Source organism: Streptomyces corallincola, from assembly GCF_019104725.1.
Classification (GTDB): domain Bacteria; phylum Actinomycetota; class Actinomycetes; order Streptomycetales; family Streptomycetaceae; genus Streptomyces; species Streptomyces corallincola.
This window is the reverse complement of sequence record NZ_JAHRXF010000019.1, coordinates 50,859-74,285: the sequence shown is the minus strand read 5'-3', so window position 1 is coordinate 74,285 and position 23,427 is coordinate 50,859. Positions and strand designations below refer to the sequence as shown.

The window sequence follows — 23,427 nt, the reverse complement described above, 5'->3', positions numbered from 1 at the left end:
GGTCAGTCCAGCCAGACATAGCCCGCGAGCCGACCGGTGACGCGGTCGCGGCGGTAGGAGAAGTGGTCGTCCGACTCACGGGTGCACACTCCGGAAAGCGCGCGGTCGCGCACTCCGAGCCGGTCCAGCTGCGCGTGCACTCCGGCGGTCACATCGACGGCCGGGGTGCCCCAGCTCGTCTCCGCGTACGCCGCGGGTTCGGCGGCGGTCACCTCGTCGCGCATCCCGGCGGGCACCTCGTAGCAACGGCCGCACACGGCGGGGCCGGTGCGGGCGGTGATCCGGTCGGGTCGGGCGCCGAGTTCCGTCATCGCACGGACGGCGGCGGCCACCACGCCCGCGACCAGACCCGGCCGCCCGGCGTGCGCGGCGGCCACCACCCCGGCGGCCGGATCGGCCAGCAGGACGGGGACGCAGTCGGCGGTGAGGACGGCGAGGGCGAGACCGCGCCGGACGGTGACGAGCGCGTCCACCTCCGGTACGGGCCGCTCCCCCCAGGGCTCCTCGACGACGGCGGCATCGGCGCCGTGCACCTGGTTCATCCAGACCACCCGCCCGGCGTCCAGCCCGAGCGAGGCCGCGGCCAGGCCGCGGTTGGCGCGCACGGAGTCGGGGTCGTCACCGACCGCGCCGCCGAGGTTGAGCTGCTCATACGGAGCGGCGCTCACCCCGCCCCACCGGTCGGTGAAGGCGAAGTGCGCGCCGCTCACGCTCTCGCGCGTTCCTATCACTTGAGGAAGTCCGGGACGTCCAGTTCCTCGGCCGCGCTGTCCGAGTAGTTCCGGGACTGCGGGACCGGCGGGGCGACCGGGATCTCGGTGACCGGCTCGGGCGCCGGGACGGGCTCCGGCTCCTCCTTCGGGGTCACGCTGCCGAGCGAGCCGAAGCTCGGGCGGCTCTCCTGCCGCACCGGGGCCGGCTCCTCGCGCCGGGGCGCGGGCGAGGAGGCGGAGGCCGAGCCGAGGACGTTGTCCCGGCGGGCCGGGGGCTGGCCGCCGTCGAACCCGGCGGCGATGACGGTGACCCGCACCTCGTCGCCGAGCGCGTCGTCGATGACCGCGCCGAAGATGATGTTGGCCTCCGGGTGGGCGGCCTCGCTGACCAGCTGAGCCGCCTCGTTGATCTCGAACAGGCCGAGGTCGGAGCCGCCGGAGATGGAGAGCAGCACGCCGCGGGCGCCGTCGATGGACGCCTCCAGCAGCGGGGAGGAGATCGCCATCTCGGCCGCGGCCACCGCGCGGTCGTCGCCGCGTGCCGAGCCGATGCCCATGAGCGCCGAACCGGCCTCGGACATCACGGACTTGACGTCCGCGAAGTCGAGGTTGATCAGACCGGGCGTGGTGATGAGGTCGGTGATGCCCTGCACACCGGAGAGCAGGACCTGGTCGGCCGACTTGAACGCGTCCAGCACCGAGACCTGACGGTCCGAGATGGAGAGCAGCCGGTCGTTCGGGATGACGATGAGGGTGTCCACCTCTTCGCGCAGCTCCGCGATGCCGTCCTCGGCCTGGTTCGCCCGGCGCCGGCCCTCGAAGGTGAACGGGCGGGTGACCACGCCGATGGTGAGCGCGCCCAGCGAGCGGGCGATGTTGGCGACGACCGGAGCGCCGCCGGTACCGGTGCCGCCGCCCTCGCCGGCGGTCACGAAGACCATGTCGGCCCCCTTGAGGACCTCCTCGATCTCCTCGCGGTGGTCCTCGGCCGCCTTGCGCCCGACGGCCGGGTTGGCACCGGCGCCGAGTCCGCGGGTGAGTTCCCGGCCGACGTCGAGCTTGACGTCGGCGTCGCTCATCAACAGCGCCTGTGCGTCGGTGTTGATGGCGATGAACTCGACGCCCTTGAGGCCGACCTCGATCATCCGGTTGATGGCATTGACACCACCGCCGCCGACACCGATGACCTTGATGACTGCGAGGTAGTTCTGCGGTGCTGCCACGTCGAAGGCCTCTCGCCTCGAATTACGTTGCCGTCGCGGGCGGTTGCCCGCACCGGGACGGCGGATGCCGAATGGGACGGTCCGAATGCCGACCCGAACCCTAACCCTGAGGTTTAGGGTTACCAGTGTGTCTGTTTCCTGGAGTCTTCTGCACAGGACACTAAGTCGGCAAGCGGGGCGCGTTCAACGAACACGCCGAACCTCCCGTTTTTCTTTTCACCCTATGTGATCAGCCGTAGCGGTGCCCAACCAGGGGGCTGGCCTGCACCGATGTGCGTCAACTGCCCGCTGAGGCGGGGGCGGTGGGGACACTCACGTCGAGCTGCGCCGCTTTCGGCGCCGCCTTCATCAGAGCGGTCAGCGCCCGCGCCTTCGCGGGCCCGTTCTCCGCGCTCCCCCACACCACGGTCCGCCCGTGGTCCAGGTCGAGCGAGATGCCGTCGTAGGAACGGACTTTGAGGTTCTGGGTGTGCCGGGAGACGGCGGGCGGGATGTCGCCCGCGACGGCGACCGCGGCGCGTACGAGTCCGTCGGTGCCGAAGCGGCGGAAGCCCGCCGCGCCCGAACCGGTGCGGTCCGGCACGAGATCGAGCAGCGGCACGCCCTCGGGGGCGCGGGAGACGGTGGCGAACCGGACGCCACCGTCGTCCACTTCGACGAAGGTGCCCGCGTTGCGGATCAGCAGCACGGGGGTCCGCTCGGTGACCTTCAGCGCGATGCCGTGCGGCCAGACCCGGACCACGTCCACCCGGTCGATGCGCCGGAGTTGGGCGCGCAGCCGGGCGGCGACGGCCCCGGTGTCCACGGAGACCAGCGGCGCGCCCACGGGCACGGAGGCGGCCTCGCGCACGTCGGCGGGGGTCAGCACCCGGGTGCCGGAGACGGAGACGTCCCGGACCCGCAGCCACTGGGAGCCGTAGAGGGCCCAAGTGGTGCCCGCGCCCAAGAGGATGAGCAGGACGAGCAGGATGACGATCGTACGAAGGCGCGTCCGGCGCGCGCGCCGCGCGGGCGGCGGGCCGGACGACTCCTGCTGGCGTTCACCGCGTTCGGCGGTCGTCGGTCCGGCCACGCTCACTGCCCTTTCGTCATACGGTCCTAGCGGCGTGAGGCGATCGCCTCGCGCACCATGCCGACCAGGAGGTCGTCGGCGTCCCGGCGGCCGAACTCGCTGGCGGCGCGGGACATCTCGTAGAGGCGGTGCGGGTCGGCGAGTACGGGCAGCACGTTCTGCTGCACCCACTCGGGCGTCAGTTCCGCGTCGTCCACGAGGAGTCCGCCGCCCGCCTTGACCACCGGCTGGGCGTTGAGCCGCTGTTCGCCGTTGCCGATCGGCAGCGGGACGTAGGCGGCGGGGAGCCCGACGGCGGAGAGTTCGGCGACGGTCATCGCGCCCGCGCGGCAGAGCATCAGGTCCGCAGCGGCGTACGCGAGGTCCATCCGGTCCAGGTAACTTACCGGGATGTACGGCGGCATCCCCGGCATCTGGTGCACCTGCGGCAGTTCGTTCTTGGGGCCGACCGCGTGCAGGATCTGGATGCCGGACTGCTGGAGGCGCGGGGCGGCCTGCTGGACGACCTCGTTGAGGCGCCGGGCGCCCTGCGAGCCGCCGGAGACCAGCAGCGTGGGCAGGTTGGGGTCGAGCCCGAAGTAGGCGCGCGCCTCGGGGCGGGCGGCGGCGCGGTCCAGGGTGGCGACGGAGCGGCGCAGCGGGATGCCGATGTAGCGGGCGTCGCGCAGCTTGCTGTCCGGGGTGGAGACGGCGACGCGGGCCGCGTAGCGCGAGCCGATCTTGTTGGCCAGCCCCGGCCGGGCGTTGGCCTCGTGGATCACGATGGGCACACCAAGCCGTTTGGCGGCCAGGTAGGCGGGCAGGGCGACGTAACCGCCGAAGCCGACCACGGCGTCCGCCTTGGTGCGCTCCAGGACCTGCTCGGCGGCCTTGATGGTGCCGCGCAGCCGTCCGGGCACGGTGATCAGCTCGGGGGTGGGCTTGCGGGGCAGCGGCACGGCCGGGATCAGCGCCAGCTCGTAGCCGCGCTCGGGGACGAGCCGGGTCTCCAGACCGCGTTCCGTGCCCAGGGCCGTGATGCCCACGGTGGGGTCCTGCCTGCGCAGGGCGTCCGCGAGGGCGAGCGCGGGCTCGATGTGGCCCGCGGTGCCTCCGCCGGCGAGTACGACATGCACCGAAATTCACCGCTCTCCGGACGGACGCGCCACCGGGGCGCGCCGTCGCATCGTGTTCCATCTCCGAGGCCCCCGCTCCACACCGGGGCCTCCCGCCCGCTTTCTACCAAAGCGGGGTTGCCGCATCGCAAGCGCCGCCCGCGCACCGGGCTCGTCGCGCGCGAAGGCGATCAGCAGTCCGATGGCGAACATGGTCGGCAGCAGGGCGGAGCCCCCGTAGGAGAACAGCGGGAGGGGGACACCGGCGATCGGCAGCAGACCGAGCACCGCACCGATGTTGATCACCGACTGCGCGGTGATCCAGGTGGTCACTCCTCCCGCGGCGTACCTGACGAAGGGGTCCTCCGTGCGTCCGGCCACGCGGATACCCGCATAGCCTAGAGCCGCGAAGAGGGCGAGCACCGACAGCGTCCCCGCGAGGCCCAATTCCTCACCGGTGACGGCGAAGATGAAGTCGGTGTGGGCTTCGGGTAGTTGGCCCCATTTCTCCACGCTGGCTCCGAGCCCGGAGCCGAAGAATCCGCCGGAGGCGAGGGCGTAGATGCCGTGCACGGCCTGCCAGCAGTCGGCGACGCCGGTCTTCGGTTCGGTGGCGCCGATGCAGGCGAGCCGGGCCATGCGGTTGGCGCTGGTCTTGATGAGGACCACGCCGATGACCCCGGCGACGGAGAGCACGCCGACGAAGAGCCGGGTGGGGGCTCCGGCCAGCCAGAGCAGGCCGAACAGGATGGCCGTCAGGATGATCGCGGTGCCCATGTCGCCGCCGAGCATGATCAGTCCGAGCAGCAGGAAGGCGACCGGGACCAGCGGCACCAGCATGTGCTTCCACTGGGTCAGCAGCCGCCGTTCCTGCTTGCGGGCCATCAGGTCGGCCGCCCACAGGACGAGGGCCAGCTTGCCGAACTCGCTGGGCTGGATCTGGAAGGAGCCGCCGAGCGAGATCCAGTTCTGGTTGCCGTTGACCGACATCCCTATCCCCGGCACCTGCACCAGCGCCATCAGGAAGACCGCACCGGCGAGGATCGGGTAGGCCAGCGCCCGGTGCAGCTTCACCGGCATCCGGGAGGCGGCGAACATCAGGGCGCCGCCGATGGTGGCGGCGAGGAACTGCTTGCGGAAGAAGTACGAGCCGGGCAGCGAGAGTTGCAGCGCGGTGATCTGGGAGGCGGAGTACACCATCACCAGACCGAGCACGGTGATCAGCAGGCTGCCGCCGAGGATCAGGTAGTACGCGGTGAGCGGCCGGTCCCACGCCTTGCGGACCCGGTCCGCGGTGCGCAGCACCGGGTTGTCGCGGGCCGGTGCCGCGGCCGGGCGGCGGGTGGCCCGCTGCACGGGCGGACGGCCGGTACGGCTACCGGGCATCGGCTCCTCCTGTGAACGTCGGCCGTGCCACGGGTGCCTCCCAAGTTCCGCCCGGCGGCGGCCGGGTCAGGCGCCGAGTCCGCGGACCGCCTCCGCGAACGCGTCACCGCGCTGGTTGTAGTTGGTGAACATGTCCATCGAGGCGCAGGCGGGGGCGAGGAGCACCGTGTCGCCGGGGCGGGCGAGCCGCTTCGCCTCGGTCACCGCCCGGAGCATCGCCCCAGTGTCGGTCCGTTCGAGGTCCACGACGGGGACTTCCGGGGCGTGTCGCGCGAGGGCCTCGCGGATCAGCGCGCGGTCGGCGCCGAACAGCACGGCGGCGCGCAGGTGCTGGGCGGAGCGGGCCACCAACTCGTCGAAGGTGGCGCCCTTGGCGAGTCCCCCGGCCAGCCACACGATCGACTCGTAGGACGCCAACGAGGCCTCCGCGGCGTGGGTGTTGGTGGCCTTGGAGTCGTCGATGTAGGCGACGCCGTCCACGTCCGCGACGTGCGCGATGCGGTGGGCGTCGGGCGAGAAGGCGCGCAGTCCGTCGCGTACGGCGGTGGCGGGGACGCCGAAGGCGCGGGCGAGGGCGGCCGCCGCGAGGGCGTTGGCGACGTTGTGCGGGGCGGGCGGGTTGACGTCGGAGACCTCGGCCAGTTCCTGCGCGCTGCTGTGCCGGTCCGCCACGAAGGCGCGGTCCACCAGGATGCCGTCCACCACGCCGAGTTGGGAGGGCGCGGGGGCGCCGAGGGTGAAGCCGATGGCGCGGCAGCCCTCCTCGACGTCGGCGGCGCGTACCAAGTCCTCGGTGCGCGGGTCGGCCGCGTTGTAGACGCAGGCGACGCGGTTGCCCTCGTAGACGCGGCCCTTGTCGGCGGCGTACGCCTCCATCGAGCCGTGCCAGTCGAGGTGGTCGGGGGCGAGGTTGAGGACGGCGGCGGAGTGGGGGCGCGGGGAAGGCGCCCAGTGCAGCTGGTAGCTGGAGAGTTCGACGGCGAGGACGTCGTACTCCTCGTCGCCGAGGACGGCGTCCAGCAGGGAGACGCCGATGTTGCCGACGGCCGCGGTGCGCAGTCCGGCGGCGGTGAGGATCGACGCGAGCATCTGCACGGTGGTGGTCTTGCCGTTGGTGCCGGTCACGGCGAGCCAGGGCGCGGCGTCGGGGCCGCGCAGCCGCCAGGCCAGCTCGACGTCGCCCCAGACGGGGACGCCCGCTTCCCCGGCGGCCTTGAACAGCGGCTTGTCCGGCTGCCAGCCGGGGGCGGTGACGACGAGGTCGGTGCCCTCGGGCAGGGTCGCGCCGTCGCCGAGGCGGACGGTGGCGCCCAGCTTCTCCAGGGCGGCGGCCTGCTCGCGGGAGCGGGCGTCGTCGCCGTCGTTGACGACGGTCACGCGGGCGCCGCGGGCGAGCAGCGCCCTGGCCGCCGGGACGCCGGAGACGCCGAGCCCGGCGACGGTGACGTGCTTGCCCTGGAGTTCCGGGGACACCGAGGAGGTCACTTGTCCGCTGCCCATCCCGCGTAGAAGAGGCCGAGTCCGACGATGACGCAGATGCCCTGGATGATCCAGAAGCGGACCACGACCAGGACCTCGGACCAGCCCTTGAGTTCGAAGTGGTGCTGGAGCGGTGCCATCCGGAAGACGCGCTTGCCGGTGAGCCGGAAGGAGCCGACCTGGATGACGACCGACATGGTGATGAGGACGAACAGGCCGCCCATGATGGCGAGCAGCAGCTCCGTGCGGGAGAGGATCGCCAGGCCGGTCAGGACGCCGCCGAGGGCCAGCGAGCCGGTGTCGCCCATGAAGATCTTGGCGGGCGAGGTGTTCCACCACAGGAAGCCGAGGCAGGCGCCCATCAGGGCGGAGGCGACCACGGCGAGGTCGAGCGGATCGCGCACCTCGTAGCAGGCGGCGGGGTTGGTCAGGGTCATCGCGTTGGCGCAGGACTCCTGGAACTGCCAGACGCCGATGAAGGTGTAGGCGCCGAAGACGAGGACGGAGGCGCCGGTGGCGAGGCCGTCGAGGCCGTCGGTGAGGTTCACGCCGTTGGACATGGCGAGGATCATGAACAGCGCCCAGATGACGAACAGCACCGGGCCGAGCGACCAGCCGAAGTCGGTGATGAACGACAGCTTGGTGGAGGCCGGGGTGTTGCCGCGCGAGTCGGAGAACATCAGCGACAGCACGGCGAAGCCGATGCCGACGATGAGCTGTCCGGCCATCTTGGCCTTGGCGCGCAGACCGAGCGAACGGCGCTTGACGATCTTGATGTAGTCGTCGAGGAAGCCGACCAGGCCCATGCCGGTCATCAGACCGAGGACGAGGAGTCCGGAGTACGTCGGCGGCTTGCCGGTGATCACCTTGCTGAGGAAGTACGCGGCGATCGTGGCGAAGATGAAGGCGATACCGCCCATCGTCGGCGTACCGCGCTTGCTGGCGTGCTCGCGCGGGCCGTCGTCGCGGATGTACTGGCCGTAGCCCTTGCGGGCGAGGAGCTTGATCAGCAGCGGGGTGCCGACCAGGGTCAGGAAGAGACCGATGACGCCCGAGAACAGGATCTGGTTCATCATCGGGTCTCGACCCCGCTCCCGGCGGCGTTCTCGGTCAGCGCCTGGGCCACGCCCTCGAGCCCCACGGAACGGGACGCCTTCACGAGTACGACGTCCCCCGGCCGCACCTCGCTGCGCAACAGGTCGATCGCCGCCTGTGCGTCGGACACGTGCACCGACTCCTCACCCCACGAACCCTCGTTGTATGCGCCCAGTTGCAGCCAGGAGGCTTCGATCCCCCCAACCGCGACGAGCTTGCCGACATTGAGCCGGACGGCGAGCCGTCCGACCGCGTCGTGCTCGGCGAGCGCCTCGTCCCCCAGCTCGGCCATCTTGCCGAGCACCGCCCAGGTGCGCCGTCCCCCGCTCATGGCCGCGAGCGCCCTGAGGGCGGCGCGCATGGACTCGGGGTTGGCGTTGTAGGCGTCGTTGACGATGGTCACGCCGTCCGGGCGCTCGGTGACCTCCATGCGCCAGCGGGAGAGGGAGCCCGCCCCGGAGAGCGCGGTGGCGATCTCGGGTGCGGACATGCCCAGCTCATGGGCGACGGCGGCCGTGGCGAGCGCGTTCGACACGTGGTGCTCACCGTACAGGCGCATCGTCACATCGCTTGCACCGGAGGGTGTGTGGAGGCGGAACGCGGGCTGCCCGGTGTCCGTGAGTCGCACGTTCTCGGCGCGTACGTCCGCTTCGGCCGACTCTCCGAAAAGGACCACCTTCGCCTGGGTACGGGAGGCCATCGCGCGGACCAGCGGGTCGTCGGCGTTGAGCACCGCGATCCCGCCCTCCGCCGCCGGGGGCAGCGCCTCCACCAACTCGCCCTTGGCCTGGGCGATCTGCTCCCGGCCGCCGAACTCGCCGATGTGCGCGCTGCCGACGTTGAGGACCAGGCCGATCCTCGGCGGGGTGAGTCCGGTGAGGTAGCGGATGTGGCCGATGCCTCGGGCGCCCATCTCCAGCACGAGGAAGCGGGTCTCCTCGGTGGCGGACAGGGCGGTCAGCGGCAACCCGATCTCGTTGTTGAGCGAGCCGGGTGTGAACACGGTCGGCGCGTGGCTCTGGAGCACCTGGGCGATGAGGTCCTTGGTGCTGGTCTTGCCCGCCGAGCCGGTCAGGGCGACGAGGGTCGCGCCGAGCCGCTGGACGACGTACCGGGCGAGCGCGCCGAGGGCGGTCTGCACGTCGGGGACGACGATCGCGGGCACGCCGACGGGCCGGGCGGCCAGCACCGCGACGGCACCGGCGGCGACGACCGCCCCGGCGTAGTCGTGGCCGTCCACCCGCTCACCGGCGAACGCGGCGAACAGGCTGCCCGGCACCACGTCGCGGGAGTCCCGGACGACGGGTCCGGTGACCTGGACCGACGTGTCCGGTATGTCGTGCGTCTGCCCGCCGACGGCGGCTGCGATCTCGGCGAGGGAGAGGGCGATCAAGATTTCATCCCTGGGTCTTCTGGATGGCTTCGCGGAGCACTTGGCGGTCGTCGAAGGGGCGGATCACCCCGGCGATGTCCTGGCCCTGCTCGTGGCCCTTGCCCGCGATCAGCACGGCGTCCCCGGCCTGGGCACGGCCCACGGCGGCGGCGATGGCGGCGGCGCGGTCCTCGAAGAGGAGCACCTCGCCCCGCTCGTGCGCGGGCACCGAGGCGGCGCCCCGGAGCATGGCGGCGAGGATGGCGAGGGGGTCCTCGGAGCGCGGGTTGTCGGAGGTCAGCACGGCGGTGTCGGAGAGCCGCGCGACGGCGGCGCCCATCGGTTCGCGCTTGGTGCGGTCGCGGTCGCCGCCGCAGCCGAGGACGACGTGCAGATGTCCCTTGGTGACCCGGCGCAGTGCCTTGAGGACCGACTCGACGGCGTCGGTCTTGTGCGCGTAGTCCACGACGGCGAGGTAGGGCTGTCCGGCGTCCACGCGCTCCAGCCGGCCGGGGACGCCCGGCACGGCGGCGATGCCGTCGGCGGCGGTCTGCGGGTCGATCCCGGCGGCGGCGAGGGCGGTGACGGCGGCGAGGGTGTTGGCGACGTTGAACGGGCCGGGCAGCGGCGAACGGGCGTGCACGCGCACGCCGTCGGGACCGGTGATGGTGAACGTCGAGTCCACCGGCCCGACCTGGACGTCCTCGGCGCGCCAGTCGGCGTCCGGGTGGCCCTCGGCGGAGAAGGTGACGACGGGGACACCGGCCTCGCGCACCAGCCGCCTGCCGTACTCGTCGTCGGCGTTGACCACACCGAGGCGGCTGCGCTCGGGGGTGAACAGCTGGGCCTTGGCCTGGAAGTAGTCCTCCATGCCGGAGTGGAACTCCATGTGCTCCGGGCTGAGGTTGGTGAAGACGGCGACGTCGAAGACGCAGGCGTCCACCCGGCCGAGCACCAGCGCGTGGCTGGAGACCTCCATCGCTACGGCCTCGACACCGCGTTCGCGCATGACGGCGAACAGGGCCTGGAGATCGGTGGCTTCGGGGGTGGTGCGCTCGGACTTGATGCGCTCCGCGCCGATCCGCGTCTCGACGGTGCCGATGAGACCGGTCTCGCGGACGGTCTTCAGACCGCCCTCGACGAGGTAGGCCGTGGTGGTCTTGCCGGAGGTGCCGGTGATGCCGATCTGGAGCAGATCGCGGCCGGGGTGGCCGTAGATGGTGGCGGCGAGTTCGCCCATGACGCCGCGCGGGTCGGGCACGACCAGGACCGGCAGGCCGGTCGCGGCGGCGCGTTCGGCACCGGCCGGGTCGGTGAGCACGGCGGCGGCGCCGAGTCCGGCGGCCTGGGTGACGAAGTCGGCGCCGTGCAGCCGGGCGCCGGGCAGGGCGGCGTACAGGTCTCCGGGGCGGACGGCGCGGGAGTCGTGGGTGATGCCCGTGATCCCGGGGGTGCCGTCGGCGGCGGTCCCGAGCTGAGCGGCCAGTTCGGCGAGCGGGGTGGCGGAGACCTGGGCCGGTCGCGGCGGTCCCGGATACGTCACGGAAGCGCCCTTCGGGGAGGTGGGGGGCTGGTCGGCGTGTGGCACGGCGGTGAGCGTACCGGGCGCACCCGCTCCGGAGCGAAGCGAGGGCGGGCCGGGCTCGTGGTTCCCGGAGTCGGGGGTGATCGTTGTCACGGGTTCGTTCCTGGTGGTGTGCGCGGGGCGTGGGGGGCGGCCGGTCAGGGCTTGTAGGAGACGGGCAGGTTGGCGGACCTGGCGCCGGTCGGCGGTACCTGGAGGGTCTTGAGCGCGAACTCCATGACCTGCTTGTAGATGGGTCCGCAGATCTGGCCGCCGAAGTAGCTGCCGGAGGTGGCGTTCTGGATGGCGCAGTAGACGGTGACGCGCGGCTTGTCGGCGGGGGCGAACCCGGCGAACGACGAGGTGTAGCCGTGGTAGCGGCCGGTGGCGGGGTCCACGCGGTTGGCGGTGCCGGTCTTTCCGGCGACGCGGTAGCCGGGGATGCGGGCCTTGATGCCGGTGCCCTGCTCGTCGTCCACGACGGACTCCAGCATCTGGGCGAGGGTGCGGGCGGTCTTCTCGCTGACCACGCGCGTCTGTTCGGGCTTGGGCGCGGGGGCGAACCGGCCGTCGGCGCCCTCGGTGCCGCGCACCAGGGTGGGCGCGACGCGAATCCCGCCGTTGGCGATGGTCGAGTACACGGACGCCGCCTGCATGGCGCTGAGCGAGAAGCCCTGGCCGAACGGGATCGTGTACTGCTGCGAGGTGGACCACTTGGCGGCGGGCGCCAGGATGCCGCGCGTCTCACCGGGGAAGTCCAGTCCGGTGGGCTGCCCGATGCCGAACTTGCGCAGGTAGGAGTAGAGGATCCGGTTGGTCTGCGCCTGGGTCCGGCCGAGCTGGCCGGTGGCCAGGATGGTGCCGATGTTGCTGGACTTGGCGAGCACGCCGTTCAGGGTGAGGTACCACGTGGCGTGGTCCACGTCGTCCTGGAAGAGCCGGTCGCCGCGGTGCAGCCGGTTGGGGACGACGACATGGGTGAGCGGGGTGGCCGCGTCCCGTTCCAGTACGGCGGCCATCGACATGACCTTGGCAGTGGAGCCGGGTTCGTAGACGTCCTGGACGGCGAAGTTGCCCATCGCGCTGCCGTCGGCCTTGGAGAGGTCGTTGGGGTCGAAGCCGGGCGAGTTGGCCATCGCCAGGATCTCGCCGGTACGGGTGTCCTGGACGATGACGTAGCCCCGGTCGGCGTGGGACTTCCGCACCTGCTCGCTGATGGCGTTCTGCGCGGCCCACTGGATGTCGCGGTCGATGGTGAGTTCGACGTCGCTGCCGGGCACGGCGGGCGTCTCGGTGGACCCGGCGGTGGGCACCTCGCGTCCGCCGGACTGGGCGTAGCGGATCTTGCCGTCCTTGCCGGCGAGCAGCTTGTCCAGTTCCTGTTCGATGCCGCCGCCGCCCTTGCCGTCGGCGTTGACCCAGCCCAGTATCCCGGCGGCCAGGTCCCCGCCGGGGTACACGCGCTGGCTGCTGGGGTCGGCGAAGACCCCGGCGAGCACGTTGGGCGCGGTCTTGTCGGTGGACGCCTTGCGGGCGAGCGTGGAGCGCAGGTCCTTGATCTGCTTCCAGACCTGCGGGGTCTGCCGGGTGGCGAGCCGGGCGTAGCGGGAGAGCGGGTTCTTCGGCCGGAGCTTCTGGACGAGAGCCGCGCTGTCCTGGCCGAGGATCGGCGCGAGCAGGGCCGCGGCCCGCTCCGGACCGTCGTTGATCTTCAGCTCCTTGGCGCTGAACATCGTCGGGTCGGCGGTGATGTCGTAGGCGTCCTCGCTCATGGCGAGGGTGACGCCGTTGCGGTCGGTGATGCCGCCGCGCTGGGCGGTCAGGGTGTGGGCGACATAGCGGTTCAGCTGGGCCTTGGCGGCGTAGGTGCTCGCGTCCACCGCCTGCACCTGGAGCAGCCGGACGGTGAAGACCAGCAGGACGAGGGTCAGGCCGAGGCCGACGGCGCGCAGCCGGGGCCGGGGGCTGCCGAGGCGGAGCGCGGGCGCGGCCGGGGGCCGGGACCCGGCCGGGCGGCGGGGCGGCCGGGAGCCGGGGCCGGGGCCGGGGGCGCGCCGGACGGGTCCGCGCGGGCGGGGCGGTTTGGCGGGGGCGGGCACGCGGCGGCGCGGCGGTTCCCTGTCGGACACTTCCGTCACCTGCCGGGGGTCGTGGTGGGTGCGGGCGGTTGGGGGGTGAGCGGTGCCAGCGCCTCGGAGGGAGCGGTGACCGGGGCCGAGGGGGTGCCGGGCGGGGCCGGGGTGCCGCCGGGGGCCGTGGTCGGGGCGGTGGGCGTGGCCGTGGGCTCGGAACCGGGGGCTCCCGGTGTGCCGGACGGTGCGGCCGGGTCCAGGGTCTCCGGGGCGGGCGGCGCGATCAGCGAGGCGGGTTCGGGCGGGGCGGGGCTGGGGCTGCCCTGGACGGTGCCGCCGGGGCCGAGGAAGGCGGGGTCGCCGCCGGGCACCATGCCGAGTTCGCGGGCCCGGAGCTGGAGGGCGCCGGGCGAGGAGTAGGCGTCGATGTCCCGTTGCAGGGCCTGTTCCTCGTCGGTGAGGCTCTTGGTCCGCTTCTGCAGGTCGGCGAGTGCGAACGAGCCCTCGCTGAGCGCCGAGTTCAGCACCAGCAGCCCGATCAGGCCGCCGCCGAGCAGCAGGACGACGAGGAGCACGAACGGGGTGCGGGCGGCGCGGGCACGCCCGGCCGGAAAGAGCCGGGCCAGCCGGGCGGCCCTCCCCCGCATCCGGGGTGTCCCGCTCACCGGGCGCCCGCCGGGCAGGCCGGGGCGGACGGGACTTCCGCAAGACGCCCTGGTGGGTGCGCTCGGCCCCACCGACCCGTTCCGCTCACTCGGCGTCCTCCCTGATGCGCTCGGCGCCCCGCAGCCGGGCCGGGGCGGCCCTGCGGTTCTGCGCGATCTCTTCCTCGGTGGGAAGTTCGGCACCACGGGTGAGCAGCTTGAGCCGCGGCTGGTAACGCTCGGGCACGACGGGCAGTCCGGGCGGGGCTGTGGTGGCCGCCCCGGCGGCGAACACCTGCTTCACCAGCCGGTCCTCCAGCGAGTGGTACGACAGCACGGCGACGCGTCCGCCGACCGCGAGGGACTTCACCGAGGCCGGGATCGCCCGCTCCAGCACGGAGAGTTCGCCGTTGACCTCGATGCGCAGCGCCTGGAAGGTGCGCTTGGCGGGGTTGCCGCCGGTGCGCTTGGCGGCCTGGGGCAGCGCGTCGCGGATGAGTTCGACCAGCCGGGCGCTGTTGCTGAACGGCTCCCTGTCGCGCTCCCGGACGACCGCGGAGACGATCCGCTTGGCCTGCTTCTCCTCGCCGTAGGCCCGCAGGATGCGGACGAGTTCGCCGGGCGCGTAGGTGTTGAGGACCTCGGCGGCGCTGATGCCGGTGCTCTGGTCCATGCGCATGTCGAGCGGCGCGTCCTGGGCGTAGGCGAACCCCCGGTCGGCCTCGTCGAGTTGCATCGAGGAGACACCGAGGTCGAACAGTACGCCCTGGACGCGGGGCAGGCCGAGCCGCCGCAGCACGTCGGGGAGTTCGTCGTAGACGGCGTGCACGAGGGTGGCGCGGTCGCCGAAGGGGGCGAGGCGTTCGCCGGACAGGCGCAGCGCCTCCTTGTCGCGGTCGAGGGCGACGAGGCGGGCCTCGGGGAAGCGGGTGAGCAGGGCCTCGCTGTGTCCGCCGAGGCCGAGGGTGCAGTCCACGACGACGGCTCCGGGCCGTTCCAGGGCGGGTGCCAGCAGGTCCAGGCACCGGTGGAGCATCACCGGGACGTGGCGACTCTCGCTCAAGGGGGGCTTCTCCGTTCCGGCGGGCCGCACCGCCGGGTCCCCGCCCGCTCGGTGAAGGGGAGTCCGCCGAGTCCGCCGGAGGCGGCAACCGGCCGGAGCGGGAGGAGGCCGAGCCGTACGTACGCGCCGCGCACGTGGTCGGACGGTCCGGCCGGTGCCGGTGTCCTTGGGGGGTTTGAACAGCGGGGAGAGCCTCGTCTCCCGCTTCGCGCCACTTTAGTCCACGGTGTCGCGCGGTCAATCAACCGGCCTGCGCGTCGCGCACCGGGTCCGGGGCGGGGTGGGGGTGGGGTGGGGGCGGGGCCGTGGCTCACCCGCTCGGCGGAGGGGGCGGGGGCCGGGGCTGGGCCGTCCGGGTGGGCAACGGGGCGGATGAGCCACGGGGCGGGTGGGGCGGCCGGGACGGGTGGGGTGGCCGGTGCGCGGGCGACAAGCCGGGATGACGTTCTTTGTCGCTTCTCCCGACAGGCCGGGCCCGGAGGCGACCAGTACCGTCGTCCCATGACGACTTCCGCTTCCGTTCCCCCCGCCCCCGAAGGCGCCATAACCGGCGACGGCTCCGTGACGGACCGTCTGCTGGACGCCAACCGCGTCTACGCCGACGCCTTCACCGATCCGGGCATGGACGCCCGGCCGGTGCTGAAGGTGGCCGTGGTGGCGTGCATGGACGCCCGTATCGACCTGCACGACGCGCTCGGCCTCCGGCTCGGCGACTGTCACACCATCCGCAACGCGGGCGGTGTGGTCACCGACGACGTGATCCGCTCGCTGACCATCAGCCAGCGCAAGCTGGGGACCAGCAGTGTGGTGCTGATCCACCACACCAACTGCGGTCTGGAGGCGCTGACCGAGGGCTTCCGCGACGAGCTGGAGCAGGAGGTGGGCCAGCGTCCGGCGTGGGCGGTGGAGTCCTTCCGGGACGTGGAGCAGGACGTGCGCCAGTCCATCCGGCGCATCCGTACCTCGCCGTTCGTGCCGCACACCGACGATGTGCGCGGTTTCGTCTTCGACGTGCGCACGGGTCTGCTGTCGGAGGTCGAGGGGGCGTGACGCCCGGACGGGTCCGGCCTCCCGCGAGGGGGGCCGGACCCGTCGGCGTTTCCGCTGCTCCGCGCGGGGTGTTTGATGTGCCCCGCCCCCGCGTTCCTGTGACGCGACCACTCGAACAGGGTCACACAAGTGGTCGAAAACCACACAGGGCCGACATCGCGGAAGCGGGTTGTCCACAGGCGAGTGACACGAATCGGTAACGGCGGCAAGAATGCGGGGGTGGGCGTCGTTCCGGAACCTTTTCGGGACGGTGTCCGTGATTCGGGGTGGGCCGGTTTCGCGTCACAGAGCGCCGGTCCTTGTGCGAGGGGCCGAGGAGGGCCGGGTGACCACCTATGACGACCGAGCGAGCCTGAACGATCCGACCGCGACCGTGGATCGGGTCCGCGGTTCGGTGGAGAGCGTGATCGAGGGCAAGCCCGAGGTCGTACGGCTGGCGCTGACCGTGCTGCTCGCGGAGGGCCATCTGCTGATCGAGGACGTGCCCGGCGTGGGCAAGACGATGCTGGCCAAGGCGCTCGCGCGGTCCATCGACTGCTCGGTGCGGCGCATCCAGTTCACGCCCGACCTGCTGCCCTCGGACATCACCGGGGTGTCCATCTGGGACCAGCAGCGGCGGGAGTTCGAGTTCAAGCCGGGGGCGATCTTCGCGCAGATCGTGATCGGCGACGAGATCAACCGCGCCTCGCCGAAGACCCAGTCGGCGCTGCTGGAGTCGATGGAGGAGCGCCAGGTCACCATCGACGGCCTCAGCCGCGAACTGCCCAGCCCCTTCATGGTGGTGGCCACCCAGAACCCGGTGGAGATGGAGGGCACGTACCCGCTCCCGGAGGCGCAGCGGGACCGGTTCATGGCCCGTGTCTCGGTCGGTTATCCGAGCGCGGAGGCCGAGTTGCGGATGCTGGACACGCACGGCGGGGTGTCGCCGCTGGAGGATCTCCAGCCGGTGGCGCACGCGCACGAGATCGTGAAGCTGGTGGAGGCGGTGCGCGCGATCCCCGTCGCCGAGGGGGTGCGGGCGTACGCGGTCGCCCTGGTCGCGGCCACCCGCACCCACCCGGATCTGCGGCTCGGGGCCTCGCCGCGCGCCACGCTGCATCTGCTGCGCGCGGCGAAGGCGTCGGCGGCGCTGGCCGGGCGGGAGTTCGTGCTCCCGGACGACGTGCGGGACCTGGCCGTCGCGGTCCTCGCGCACCGGTTGCTGCCGACCGCGCAGGCCCAGCTGAACCGGCGTACGGCGGAGCAGGTGGTGCAGGAGATCCTGCGCGACACCCCGGTCCCGGCGTCCCCCCGGGGGTCCTTCGGCGGCTCAGGCGGGGTTCCGGACCGTCCGCGGGGCCTGTGATGAGCGGCGGGGCGCCGGACGGCCCGGCGCCGGACCGCGGGGAGGCGGGCGGGCCGGGCACCGTACTGTCGGGGCTGACGACGCGCGGCCGGTCGTTCCTGGCCGCCGGGATCGCCGCCGCGGTCTGCGCCTACGTCCTGGGGCAGGGCGGGCTGCTGCGGGTGGGGCTGCTGCTGGCGGCGCTCCCGCTGGTCTGCGCGGCCGTGCTGTACCGCACCCGGTACCGGGTGGCGGCGGGCCGACGGCTCTCCCCCGGCCGGGTCCCGGCGGGCGGCGAGGCGCGGGTGCATCTGCTGCTGGACAACGTCTCCCGGCTGCCCACGGGCGTACTGATGCTCCAGGACCGGGTGCCGTACGTCCTGGGACCCCGGCCGCGTTTCGTGCTGGACCGGGTCGAGCCGGGCGGGCGCCGTGAGGTGTCCTACCGGGTCCGCTCGGATCTGCGGGGGCGCTATCCGCTGGGCCCGCTGCAACTGCGGCTGACCGACCCGTTCGGGATGTGCGAGCTGACCCGCTCGTTCGCCGCGCGGGACACGCTGACGGTGGTGCCGGGGGTGGTGCCGCTGGCCCCGGTCCGCTTCGGCGGCGACGCGCGGGGCTACGGCGACGGCAGGCGCCGTTCGCTGGCCCTGGCGGGCGAGGACGACGTGATCCCGCGCGGTTACCGGTACGGCGACGATCTGCGCCGGGTGCACTGGCGCTCCACCGCGCGGCACGGCGAGCTGATGGTGCGCCGCGAGGAGCAGCCGCGCCGCTCCCGCTGCACGGTGCTGCTGGACACCCGTGCCCTGGCCTACGAGGGTGCCGGTCCCGAGTCGGCGTTCGAGTGGGCGGTGTCGGGCGCGGCGTCGGTGCTGGCGCACATGCTGGAGCGCGGGTTCACGGTGCGGCTGCTGACCGACACCGGGAGCGCGGTGCCCGGCGAGGGCACGGACGGCTTCGCGGGCGGCGGGCAGGACGGCGCGGACACCGCCGGGCTGCTGATGGACACGCTCGCGGTGGTGGACCACTCCGACGGGACGGATCTGTCCCGGGCTCACGACATGCTGCGCGGCGGCGGCGAGGGGCTGCTGATCGCGTTCCTCGGGGATCTGGACGAACCGCAGGCGGCGACGGTCGCCGCGATGCGCAGGCGCAGCGGCGCGGCGGTGGCGTTCCTGCTGGACCCGGACACCTGGGTCGGCCGGGAGCCGACCGCGTCGGGGCCGCACGTGCCGAACCCTGACGGGCCTGACGGGCCGGGCGGGCCGGGCGGAGTGGCACCGGGCGGGCCGCGGCCGGAGCGGCTGCGGATGCTGCGGGAGGCGGGCTGGACGGCGCTGGGCGTGCCGCGCGGTGCCGCGCTGGACGAGCTGTGGCGGCAGGCGGACCGGGACAGGTCCGCGCTGGCCGCGACGGCCGGGGAGGGGCTGGGATGAGCGCGGGGGCAGGGCGATGAGCGGGCGGGCGCGGCTGGCGCTGTGCGCGGCGGCGGCCACCCTGATGGCCGGGTGCGCGCTGCTGCCACTGGTGGACCGGCCGACCTGGCTGGTCCAGGCGGTGCTGCTGGTCGCCTGTCAGACCGGTGTGGGCGCGGCGGCCCGGCGGGTACCGCTGGCCCGGCTGCTGACGGTGGCGGCGCAGGCGGTGGTGAGCGTGCTGCTGCTGACCCTGGTCTTCGCCCACAAGGAGGCCGTCGCGGGGATCCTGCCGGGCCCGGACGCGCTGGGGCACTTCGCGGACCTGTTCCGGCAGGGCGGCACGGACGTGAAGCAGTACGCCATACCGGCACCGCTGACCAACGGCATACGGCTGATGCTGGTCGGCGGAGTGCTGCTGATCGGGCTGCTGGTGGACGCGCTGGCGGTGACGTACCGCAGTGCGGCGCCCGCGGGGCTGCCGCTGCTGGCGCTGTACTCGGTGGCGGCGGGCCTGGCGGACGGCGCGGCGGACTGGCTGTGGTTCCTGGTGGCGGCGGCCGGTTATCTGATGCTGCTGCTCGCTGAGGGCCGGGACCGGCTCGCCCAGTGGGGCCGGGTGTTCGGCGGCCCGGCCCGGACGGGCGGTCCGGGCGGCGCGGCGGCTCCGGTGCGCACCGGGCGGCGGATCGGCGCGGTGGCGCTGGGCCTGGCCCTGGTGGTGCCGCTGGTGCTGCCCGCGATGTCCGGGGGGCTGCTGGACTCGGTGGGCCGTGGCGGGGTCGCGGCGAACCGGGACGGCGACGGGATCTCGGCGGTCAATCCGCTGGTGTCGCTGCGGGACAGTCTGAACGCGCAGACGGACCGTCAGGTGCTGTCGCTGCGGACCAGCGACGACGACCTGTCGGACCTGTATCTGCGGATCGTGTCGCTGGACGACTTCGACGGCACGACCTGGCAGCCGTCCGCGCAGAGCCGGGTGGACGTGCCGGACCGCTTCCCCGACCCGGTGGGCCTCGCCCCGGACGTCCGGCGGGTCACGGTCCGTACGAAGATCGCGGCGGCCCAGTGGTACGCCCAGGACTGGCTGCCGATGCCGTACCCGCCGAGCGGGGTGCGCGTGGACGGGAACTGGCGCTACCAGCCGGGCATCATGACGCTGATCGGCAACCGGGGCCAGACCACGCGGGGCATGTCGTACGAGGTCAGCAGCCTGGACGTGCGGCCGACGGCCCGGCAGCTCGCGGACGCGCCGCCCGCACCGGCGGCGCTGACCCGGGCGTTCACCAAGGTCCCGTCCCGGCTGCCCGCCGTGGTGGCGCGCACCGCCCGCGAGGTCACCGGCGGCGCGACGAACCACTACGAGCAGGCGGTGAAGCTCCAGGACTGGTTCGCGGTGTCGGGCGGCTTCCAGTACGACACCCAGGTGCGGGTCGGGCGCGGCCCGGACGCGATCGCCAACTTCCTCAAGGCGAAGCAGGGTTTCTGTGTCCACTTCGCGTTCTCGATGGCGGCGATGGCGCGGACGCTGGGCATTCCGGCGCGGGTCGCGGTGGGGTTCGCGCCGGGCACCCCGCAGAGCGACGGCACGGTGTCGGTGAGCCTGAAGGACGCGCACGCCTGGCCGGAGCTGTACTTCCAGGGCGTGGGCTGGACGCGGTTCGAGCCGACCCCGACGCGGGGCACCGTCCCGGCGTACACGGTCCCGGACGCGACCGGTTCCAGCCGACCCGACCCGGAGCTGCCGTCGCGGGGCGCGTCGTCGGCGCCGTCGGCGTCGGCCTCGGCGGGCCGGGAGTGCGTGGGGGCACACGACCCGGACGCGTGCGCGAGCACGGCGGCCGCAGTGCCCTCGGCGGGCGGCGGCGGGGGCACGGGTCCGTGGCCCTGGGTGGCGCTGGCGGCGCTCGCCGCGCTGGTCCTGCTGGCGCTGCCGCTGACGCCGATGCTGTGGCGGGCGCGGGCCCGCGGGGCGCGGCTCGGCGGGCACGGGCGGACCGAGGAGGGCATCGCCAGGCATGTGCTGGCGGCCTGGCGGGAGCTGACGGACAGTGCCTGGGACCTCGGTCTGCCGCCGGACGACGCGCTGACGCCGAGGGCGACGGCGGAGCGGCTGGTGGCGTGGGGCCGGCTGGACGCGGCGGCCGGTGCGTGCGTGCACCGGGTGGCGGACGCGGTGGAGCAGGTGCTGTACGCGCCCCGGCCGCGTCCGGCGCCGGGGGTGGCGGAGGACGTGCGCCGGGCGGTCGCGGCGCTGAGCGCCTCGGTGAGCGGCCGGACCCGGTTGCGGGCCCGGTTCCTCCCGCGCTCGGCCGTACGGCTGGTGTGGTCGCTGTCGGTGCGCCGGAGGGGGTTCCGCGAGCGCCTCGCGGCGCTGCGGCCGGTACCGCGCCGGGCGTCCGGCCAGCGGGGCTGAGCGGCGGCGGGCGCACGGGAAGGGGCGGTCACCTCGCGGTGACCGCCCCTTCCGGTGTGCTGCGGTTCGTGTCGCGTCCCGTGGCCCCGCTGGGGACGGGCTGCTGTCAGCGGCCCTGTTCGTCGCGGCGGCGCTGCCAGCGCTGTTCGATGCGGTCCATCATCGAGCGCTTCTGGCGGGGCTGGCGGCGTGCGGGGCCCGCCGCGGGCTGTTCGCCCGGCTTGGGTGCCCTGCGCCAGCCGGTGATGGCGAGAACGGCGCAGCCCAGCATGACGAGGAAGCCGACGACACTGATCCAGATCTGCTGCGCGACCATGCCGGCCATGAGGAGCGCGATACCCACGAGAAATCCCGCGACCGCCTGGTAGACCCGGCGCCGCGTGTACGTCCGCAGGCCGCTGCCCTCCAGCGCGGACGCGAACTTGGGATCTTCGGCGTAGAGCGCTCGCTCCATCTGCTCAAGCATGCGCTGCTCGTGCTCCGAGAGCGGCACGGAGTCCTCCTCATCGTGCAGTCGCCGGGGCGACCCTGGGGGGTCCCTTCAGGATAGGCAGGGAATCGCCCCCGTGAAACCCGCCCCTACGCCGATAGGCCAACCGGAACCCGTCATGACAGGTCCGGCTCGCTTGAGATCTCCATTCCCCTGCGGCTGGCCCGTCATGCCGGACGGTGTCCCTCGATCATACGGCGCAAACCGCCCGTTCGGGGGGCTTGTGGCGTACTCCATGTGCTGCCGTGTGCCTGATCCTTGGCGGCAGCCGGGGTGTGTCAGGCCCCTTCGGCCGCTCGCGCCTCACCCAGCACATGCAGCTGGGTGGCGACGGAGTGGAAGGCGGGCAGTTCGGCCGCCGCCGCCTCCAGCTTGAGAAGGGCGTCCAGCGCGCCGGGCTCGGTGTCCACCAAGACGCCGGGGACGAGGTCCGCGAAGACCCGTACGCCGTGCACGGCACCGACGGTGAGACCCGCGCGCTCGGCCAGCGCGGTGAGCTGCTCGGCGGTGAACCGGCGGGGCATCGGGTCGCCGGTGCCCCAGCGGCCCTCGGGGTCGCCGAGGGCCTGGCGGGCCTCGGTGAAGTGACCGGCGAGGGCGCGGGCGAGGACGGCGCCGCCGAGTCCGGCGGCGAGCAGGCTGAGCACCCCGCCGGGGCGGAGCGCGGCGACCGCGTTGCGGAGGCCCGCTCCGGGGTCGTCCACGTACTCCAGCACGCCGTGGCAGAGCACCGCGTCGTACCCGCCGCGCTCGGCCACGTCGAACAGCCCGAGGGCGTCGCCCTGCACACCCCGGACGCGGTCCGCGACGTCCGCCTCGGCGGCCCGGCGCTCCAGCGCGAACAACGCGTTGGGGCTGGGATCGACGACGGTGACCCGGTGGCCGAGCCGGGCGAGCGGGACGGCGAAGTTGCCGCTGCCGCCGCCGGTGTCGAGCACGTCGAGCGCGTCGCGTCCGGTGGCCTTGACCCGCCGCTCCAGGGCGTCGCTCAGAACGTCCCAGACCACGGCGGTACGCAGGGAGGCGCGGGGGCGCATCGGGTCCGACACGGCAGGTGACTCCTCGGCGGGACGGCAGACTTCCGGCGGGCCCCACCCTATGGCCTGCGCCCCGCCGCAGCTCACCGCGACCCCGCCCCGTCTCACGGCTCGGGACGCGGGCGCCGGACGGGCACGGGACGGGGCGGGGAACGGGCTTACGGCGCCCACCCGGAGGGGGGCGCGGGACGGAGCCACGGCGCACCGCACGGCTGCCGACTCCCGCCCCGCACCCCGATCCCGCACTCCCGTCCTCCTCACCCCGCGTCCGGCAGCCCCCGTCCCTCCCCCGCGCCGGAGTCCCCGCCCGGCCGTTCGCCCTCGCGCTTCTCCTGCCGGGGCGGCGGCAGGACCGGCTGGAGGACCAGCATCCGCTCGACGATGCGGAGGAACATCCCCACGTCGCGTATCAGGTCGTCGGCGTCCCGTCGGCCCGCCGCGCCCCGGATGCCCGCCTCTGCGCGGGCGCGGCGGGCGGCGCCGGAGGCGAACAGGGCGCTCCACTCGGTCAGTTCGGGCGCGATCTCGGGCAGCACTTCCCAGGCGCTGCGGATACGGGCCCGGCGGCGCGGGTTGCTCTCGGGCCGCCCGCGCGCGGCGAGCACGGCGGCGGCGGTGCGCAGCGCGGCCAGATGGGCCGTCGCGTAGCGCTCGTTGGGGGTTTCCAGGCGCTCGGTCTCCTCCAGCCCCGCACGGGCCTGGGCGAGCAGGTCGAGAGCGGCGGGCGGGGCCGTGGTCCTGCGGAGCACGGGGTGCACATCGCTCGCGGGGCCGTTCAGTGAGGGGGCAGGGCCGGTGGCACGGCGCCGGTGGGCGGCCGGGAACGAGTGGGCCATGACGAACCTCCTGTCGTCTGGGTGACGGCACGGGTGCCGTATGTGCTCATCGTGCGGTATGCCACTGACAATCCGATCC

19 protein-coding genes are annotated in these 23,427 nt (G+C 73.5%); 4 read left to right on the top strand and 15 right to left on the bottom strand.

Going from position 1 to position 23,427, the window contains the following annotated elements; translation table 11 throughout:
* Window positions 1-2: 2 nt before the first annotated feature.
* The 12 genes from pgeF to rsmH all read right to left on the bottom strand — a co-directional run bounded on the left by pgeF (window position 3) and on the right by rsmH (window position 14,777).
* Window positions 3-731 (bottom strand): peptidoglycan editing factor PgeF, encoded by a 729-nt coding sequence (pgeF, locus tag KUM39_RS14835; protein WP_217786090.1) that lies wholly within the window; start codon window positions 729-731, stop codon window positions 3-5.
* On the bottom strand, window positions 728-1,936 hold the full coding sequence (gene ftsZ, locus KUM39_RS14830) for a cell division protein FtsZ (RefSeq protein ID WP_217786089.1): 1,209 nt from the start codon (window positions 1,934-1,936) through the stop codon (window positions 728-730). Before ftsZ ends, pgeF begins: the two co-directional genes overlap by 4 nt.
* Before the next feature lie 277 nt (window positions 1,937-2,213).
* Window positions 2,214-3,008 carry a cell division protein FtsQ/DivIB gene (locus KUM39_RS14825; RefSeq protein ID WP_217786088.1) on the bottom strand — a complete coding sequence of 265 codons (795 nt, stop codon included), beginning with the start codon at window positions 3,006-3,008 and terminating at the stop codon, window positions 2,214-2,216.
* Between the two features lie 26 nt (window positions 3,009-3,034).
* Window positions 3,035-4,123, bottom strand: a complete 1,089-nt coding sequence (gene murG / locus KUM39_RS14820) for an undecaprenyldiphospho-muramoylpentapeptide beta-N-acetylglucosaminyltransferase (protein WP_217786087.1) — start codon at window positions 4,121-4,123, stop codon at window positions 3,035-3,037.
* Between the two features lie 6 nt (window positions 4,124-4,129).
* Entirely contained in the window at window positions 4,130-5,488 is a 1,359-nt protein-coding gene (gene ftsW, locus KUM39_RS14815; RefSeq protein WP_217786086.1) for a putative lipid II flippase FtsW, read from the bottom strand.
* Window positions 5,489-5,554: 66 nt separating this feature from the next.
* Entirely contained in the window at window positions 5,555-6,988 is a 1,434-nt protein-coding gene (gene murD, locus KUM39_RS14810) for a UDP-N-acetylmuramoyl-L-alanine--D-glutamate ligase (RefSeq protein WP_217786085.1), read from the bottom strand.
* Window positions 6,970-8,043, bottom strand: a complete 1,074-nt coding sequence (gene mraY / locus KUM39_RS14805) for a phospho-N-acetylmuramoyl-pentapeptide-transferase (RefSeq protein ID WP_217786084.1) — start codon at window positions 8,041-8,043, stop codon at window positions 6,970-6,972. Before mraY ends, murD begins: the two co-directional genes overlap by 19 nt.
* Window positions 8,040-9,455 (bottom strand): UDP-N-acetylmuramoyl-tripeptide--D-alanyl-D-alanine ligase, encoded by a 1,416-nt coding sequence (locus KUM39_RS14800; RefSeq protein ID WP_217786083.1) that lies wholly within the window; start codon window positions 9,453-9,455, stop codon window positions 8,040-8,042. The genes mraY and KUM39_RS14800 overlap by 4 nt, the downstream gene beginning before the upstream one ends.
* 4 nt (window positions 9,456-9,459) lie before the next feature.
* Entirely contained in the window at window positions 9,460-11,112 is a 1,653-nt protein-coding gene (locus KUM39_RS14795; RefSeq protein WP_217786082.1) for a UDP-N-acetylmuramoyl-L-alanyl-D-glutamate--2,6-diaminopimelate ligase, read from the bottom strand.
* Between the two features lie 44 nt (window positions 11,113-11,156).
* Complete coding sequence (locus KUM39_RS14790; RefSeq protein ID WP_308288136.1) at window positions 11,157-13,127, bottom strand: peptidoglycan D,D-transpeptidase FtsI family protein; 1,971 nt, start codon at window positions 13,125-13,127, stop codon at window positions 11,157-11,159.
* 5 nt (window positions 13,128-13,132) lie between these two features.
* A complete protein-coding gene (gene ftsL, locus KUM39_RS14785; protein ID WP_217786080.1) occupies window positions 13,133-13,735 on the bottom strand; it encodes a cell division protein FtsL in 603 nt (200 codons plus the stop codon).
* Between the two features lie 85 nt (window positions 13,736-13,820).
* On the bottom strand, window positions 13,821-14,777 hold the full coding sequence (gene rsmH, locus KUM39_RS14780) for a 16S rRNA (cytosine(1402)-N(4))-methyltransferase RsmH (RefSeq protein WP_217786079.1): 957 nt from the start codon (window positions 14,775-14,777) through the stop codon (window positions 13,821-13,823).
* Between the two features lie 501 nt (window positions 14,778-15,278).
* Between rsmH and KUM39_RS14775 the strand changes: the two genes are divergently transcribed.
* From KUM39_RS14775 to KUM39_RS14760, 4 genes are all read left to right on the top strand, one after another.
* On the top strand, window positions 15,279-15,827 hold the full coding sequence (locus KUM39_RS14775) for a beta-class carbonic anhydrase (RefSeq protein WP_217786078.1): 549 nt from the start codon (window positions 15,279-15,281) through the stop codon (window positions 15,825-15,827).
* Between the two features lie 325 nt (window positions 15,828-16,152).
* Window positions 16,153-17,172, top strand: a complete 1,020-nt coding sequence (locus KUM39_RS14770; protein ID WP_217786077.1) for an AAA family ATPase — start codon at window positions 16,153-16,155, stop codon at window positions 17,170-17,172.
* Window positions 17,172-18,590 (top strand): DUF58 domain-containing protein, encoded by a 1,419-nt coding sequence (locus KUM39_RS14765; protein WP_217786076.1) that lies wholly within the window; start codon window positions 17,172-17,174, stop codon window positions 18,588-18,590. The genes KUM39_RS14770 and KUM39_RS14765 overlap by 1 nt, the downstream gene beginning before the upstream one ends.
* Before the next feature lie 16 nt (window positions 18,591-18,606).
* The gene (locus tag KUM39_RS14760; RefSeq protein WP_217786075.1) at window positions 18,607-20,985 is read left to right on the top strand and encodes a transglutaminase TgpA family protein; all 2,379 of its coding nucleotides are present in this window, start codon (window positions 18,607-18,609) and stop codon (window positions 20,983-20,985) included.
* Between the two features lie 106 nt (window positions 20,986-21,091).
* Here the strand turns inward: KUM39_RS14760 and KUM39_RS14755 are convergent, their stop codons facing one another.
* The 3 genes from KUM39_RS14755 to KUM39_RS14745 all read right to left on the bottom strand — a co-directional run bounded on the left by KUM39_RS14755 (window position 21,092) and on the right by KUM39_RS14745 (window position 23,348).
* Window positions 21,092-21,478, bottom strand: coding sequence for an SCO2097 family morphological protein (locus KUM39_RS14755; protein WP_217786074.1), 387 nt, complete (start codon window positions 21,476-21,478; stop codon window positions 21,092-21,094).
* 275 nt (window positions 21,479-21,753) lie between these two features.
* On the bottom strand, window positions 21,754-22,524 hold the full coding sequence (locus KUM39_RS14750) for a methyltransferase (protein ID WP_217786073.1): 771 nt from the start codon (window positions 22,522-22,524) through the stop codon (window positions 21,754-21,756).
* A 245-nt stretch (window positions 22,525-22,769) separates the two neighbouring features.
* Window positions 22,770-23,348, bottom strand: a complete 579-nt coding sequence (locus KUM39_RS14745; RefSeq protein ID WP_217786072.1) for an SAV_6107 family HEPN domain-containing protein — start codon at window positions 23,346-23,348, stop codon at window positions 22,770-22,772.
* Window positions 23,349-23,427: the final 79 nt, after the last annotated feature.